Here is a 3,899-nt window from a genome sequence, read left to right on the forward strand (position 1 = left end):
GGTTGGCATTTACCGTGAGCTCCGAAAGGGGAGGTCACGCATCATGGCTAATTTAGGCGGTGTTTCCGAAGCGTTCGCTCGGGGTCGTTCGCAGCTGACTGCACTTTGTGAACTGGCCGTGAATATTTGCTCGGAAGGCGAGTGAAAACTCTGCTTTGCGGCATGATTCAGGCCTTATGTCACCTGCGCTCGTTACAACTGCAAACTCTGCCGTTACGTAGCGAAAGCCCCGTAGGACGGCCTCTCGTCCTCGTGAATTGCGTTGGTCAGGGCCGGTTTTTGACCGTTAGTCCGCTGTCCAGGCCACTTTTGGCGGCGTTCGCGACTATAGCAGCAATGATTAAGTGCTTCAATTCCATAAAAAATTGTTATCATCCGCGTCATGACGACTACTGCCCCTTCGACCCCAGCCGTACAACTGCTGGAGGTCTCGCCGGAATATGCCGGCCAACGTATTGATAACTTCCTTCTCGCTCGGCTCAAAGGCGTGCCCAAGACCTTGATTTACCGCATTTTGCGCAAGGGCGAAGTGCGGGTGAACAAAGGTAGGATCAAGCCCGAATACAAGCTGCAGGCGGGCGATATCGTGCGCGTGCCGCCGGTTCGCGTGCCTGAACGCGACGAACCCGTACCCTTGGCCCAAGGGCTGCTGCAGCGGCTTGAAGCCTCGATTGTCTACGAAGACAAGGCGCTGATCGTGGTCAACAAGCCTTGCGGCATTGCGGTTCATGGCGGCAGCGGCCTGACTTACGGAGTGATCGAAGCCTTTCGTCAGTTGCGTCCCGATTGCAAGGAGCTCGAACTGGTTCATCGTCTCGATCGTGATACCTCCGGCCTGCTGATGATTGCCAAAAAGCGCAGTATGTTGCGCCACTTGCACACGGCATTGCGCGGCGATGGCGTCGATAAGCGCTATATGGCGCTGGTGCGCGGCAACTGGGCGGCCTCGATCAAGCAAGTCCGGGCGTCGCTGGGCAAGAGTAATCTGCGCTCCGGCGAGCGCATGGTCGAGGTGGACGAGGAGGAGGGCAAGGAGTCTGTGACCGTGTTCAAGGTCCTGCGTCGTTTTGGTGACTTCGCTACCCTGATCGAAGCCAAGCCGATCACGGGTCGCACTCACCAGATTCGCGTCCATACTCTGCATGCGGGCCATTGCATCGCGGGTGATACCAAGTACGGCGATGAAGGTTTCAGCAAAGAGATTCGTGATCTCGGCGGCAAGCGTCTGTTTCTGCACGCCTACATGCTGACGGTGCCACTGCCTGATGGTGGTGAGCTCAAGTTGCAGGCGCCGGTCGACGAGATGTGGGCCAAAACCGTGGAGCGCTTGAGTGCACCCTACTGATTACAAGCTGCTGATTTTCGATTGGGACGGCACGCTGGCTGACTCCATTGGTCGGATTGTCGAGGCAATGCATGTCGCGTCCGAGCGGTCCGGTTTTCAGCTGCGTGATGATTTTGCCGTCAAAGGCATTATCGGTCTGGGCTTGCCGGAAGCGATTCGCACCCTGTACCCCGAGATTGGCGACACCGAGCTGATAGCATTCCGTCAGCACTATGCGGATCACTACATTGCGGCGGAGGCCGAGCCTTCCCCGCTGTTTGAGGGCGTTGTCGAGTCTCTCGAAGCGTTTCGTGTCGAGGGGTATCATCTGGCAGTAGCGACCGGCAAGGCTCGTCGTGGGCTGGATCGGGTGCTGAAGTCTCACGGTTGGGAAGATTATTTCGATATCACCCGTGCCGCTGACGAAACCGCCAGCAAGCCCCATCCGCTGATGCTTGAGCAGATTCTCGCCCATTGCGAGGTTCGTCCGGAGCAGGCGTTGATGGTCGGCGATTCGTCGTTCGACCTGCAGATGGCGCGCAACGCGGGCATGGATTCGGTGGCGGTCAGCTATGGCGCTCAATCGATCGACGCCTTGAAGCTATTTGAACCGAAACTGGCCATTGATCGTTTTTCAGAGTTGCACGCCTGGCTGAGTCAGCGGGTTTAATTGGTTTTTTTGCTGGGGTACATGGCATGACCGACGAATGGAAAGCGCCCGCCAAGGCGAGTGCGGAAACGGGTGACGAGAAAAGCTGGAAGCTGCTGGAAAAAACCCTGCTGGCTGGTGTGCAGGAACAGCGCCGGTCCCGTCGCTGGGGGATATTCTTCAAGTCGCTGACTTTTTTGTACCTGCTCGGCGCGTTGATCCTGTTATCGCCGTTGATAGGCATGGAGAAAGGCGCGAGCCTCGGCTCTGGCTACACGGCGCTGATTGATATAACGGGCATGATTGCCGACAAAGAGCCGGCCAGTGCCGATAATATCGTCGGCAGTCTGCGTGCAGCCTTCGAGGACAAGAAGGTCAAGGGCGTGATTCTGCGAATCAACAGTCCGGGCGGCAGTCCGGTGCAGTCGGGTTATGTCTACGACGAGATCCGTCGTTTGCGCGGCCTGAATCCAGATACCAAGGTTTATGCGGTGATCTCGGATCTGGGCGCTTCCGGTGCCTATTACATCGCTAGCGCGGCAGATCAGATCTACGCCGACAAGGCGAGCCTGGTGGGTTCCATTGGTGTGACGGCGGCCGGCTACGGTTTTGTCGGGACCATGGAAAAGTTGGGTGTGGAGCGTCGTACCTACACCTCTGGGGAGCACAAATCGTTCCTCGATCCGTTCCAGCCGCAGAAGCCTGCGGAAACCCAATTCTGGCAAAGCGTGCTCGATACCACTCATCAGCAGTTTATCAGTAGCGTCAAGAAGGGCCGGGGTGATCGCCTGAAGGATAAAGAGCATCCAGAGCTGTTTTCCGGTCTGGTCTGGTCCGGCGAGCAAGCGCTGTCGCTGGGCTTGATCGATGGTCTGGGTAATGCCAGTTCGGTTGCGCGCGATGTGATCGGCGAGAAAGAGCTGGTGGATTTCACTGTTGAGGAATCGCCATTCGATCGCTTCTCGAAAAAGCTTGGCGCCAGCGTGGCTGAGCATTTGGCAATGTGGATGGGCTTTCAGGGGCCGTCGTTGCGCTGATCTTCTTGCTGCATAAAAAACCGGCTTTTTGCCGGTTTTTTTACAGTCAAAAGATCGCAGCCTCGTTTCACTCGACAGCTCCTACAAGGGAATACGCATTTCAATGTAGGAGCTGTCGAGTGAAACGAGGCTGCGATCTTTTGACCTTTAAGGTATCTGCACGCCTTCGGCCAGCAACATGTCCACCAGGCGAATCAGCGGCAGGCCGATCAGGCTGGTGGCGTCAGGGCCTTCGGTGCTTTGAAACAGGCTTACCCCCAAACCTTCGGCCTTGAAGCTGCCAGCGCAGTCATAGGGCTGTTCAGCGCGCAGGTAGCGTTCGATGCGCGCTGCGTCGAGCGTGCGCATGTGTACGGTAAAAGGCACGCAGTCGACGTGGCAGTGGCCGGTCTGGCTATTGAGCAGTGCCAGGCCGGTCAGGAAGGTCACGCTGGAGCCGCTGGATGCGACGAGTTGTTCGCGGGCCTTTTCGAAGGTGTGGGGCTTGCCGATGATCCGCTCGCCGAGTACCGCGACCTGATCCGAGCCGATGATCAGGTGGGCCGGATGACTGCCTGCCAGTGCACGGGCTTTTTCTTCGGCGAGGCGCTTTACCAGTTCGATGGCTGACTCGCCCGGGAGATGACTTTCGTCGATATCCGGCGAGCTGCACGTGAACGGCAGCTGCAAACGGGCCAGCAATTGCCGGCGATAGGCCGAGCTTGAAGCGAGTAATAAAGGCAGCATGCGCATCTCCAAAGGGCAGGGGCGAATTCTAGCGCAGGCTCAAGTGACGGGCAGGGCTGAATTTCCTTTGACATGGCTGGGGGCATCCCTATAATGCTGCGCCTATGTTGAATGACCCGATTCCACCTCACGTTGACCCGCGCAAATTGGCTGACCGTGGCAC

Annotated in this window: 4 protein-coding genes; 3 read left to right on the plus strand and 1 reads right to left on the minus strand. The window is 57.6% G+C overall.

Annotated features, from left to right (window positions below):
- The first annotated feature begins 382 nt into the window (after positions 1-382).
- The 3 genes from rluC to sppA are packed head-to-tail and all read left to right on the plus strand — an operon-like array spanning position 383 to position 3,010.
- A complete protein-coding gene (gene rluC, locus ACIPLA_RS27950; RefSeq protein WP_008014368.1) occupies positions 383-1,345 on the plus strand; it encodes a 23S rRNA pseudouridine(955/2504/2580) synthase RluC in 963 nt (320 codons plus the stop codon).
- Positions 1,332-1,994 carry an HAD-IA family hydrolase gene (locus ACIPLA_RS27955; protein ID WP_192343992.1) on the plus strand — a complete coding sequence of 221 codons (663 nt, stop codon included), beginning with the start codon at positions 1,332-1,334 and terminating at the stop codon, positions 1,992-1,994. The genes rluC and ACIPLA_RS27955 overlap by 14 nt, the downstream gene beginning before the upstream one ends.
- A gap of 26 nt (positions 1,995-2,020) precedes the next feature.
- Positions 2,021-3,010, plus strand: coding sequence for a signal peptide peptidase SppA (sppA, locus tag ACIPLA_RS27960; protein ID WP_218397713.1), 990 nt, complete (start codon positions 2,021-2,023; stop codon positions 3,008-3,010).
- 147 nt (positions 3,011-3,157) lie between these two features.
- Here sppA and ACIPLA_RS27965 read toward each other — a convergent pair whose 3' ends face one another.
- Positions 3,158-3,736 (minus strand): nucleoside triphosphate pyrophosphatase, encoded by a 579-nt coding sequence (locus ACIPLA_RS27965; protein ID WP_218397711.1) that lies wholly within the window; start codon positions 3,734-3,736, stop codon positions 3,158-3,160.
- Between the last annotated feature and the right edge of the window lie 163 nt (positions 3,737-3,899).

Source organism: Pseudomonas sp. NPDC086112, assembly GCF_044746425.1.
Lineage (GTDB): Bacteria > Pseudomonadota > Gammaproteobacteria > Pseudomonadales > Pseudomonadaceae > Aquipseudomonas.

Excerpts from the sequence above, each read along its gene's own strand:
- rluC (WP_008014368.1), top strand. The coding sequence starts at position 383 with ATGACGACTACTGCCCCTTCGACCCCAGCCGTACAACTGCTGGAGGTC.
- sppA (WP_218397713.1), top strand. The coding sequence starts at position 2,021 with ATGACCGACGAATGGAAAGCGCCCGCCAAGGCGAGTGCGGAAACGGGT.
- ACIPLA_RS27965 (WP_218397711.1), bottom strand. The coding sequence starts at position 3,736 with ATGCTGCCTTTATTACTCGCTTCAAGCTCGGCCTATCGCCGGCAATTG.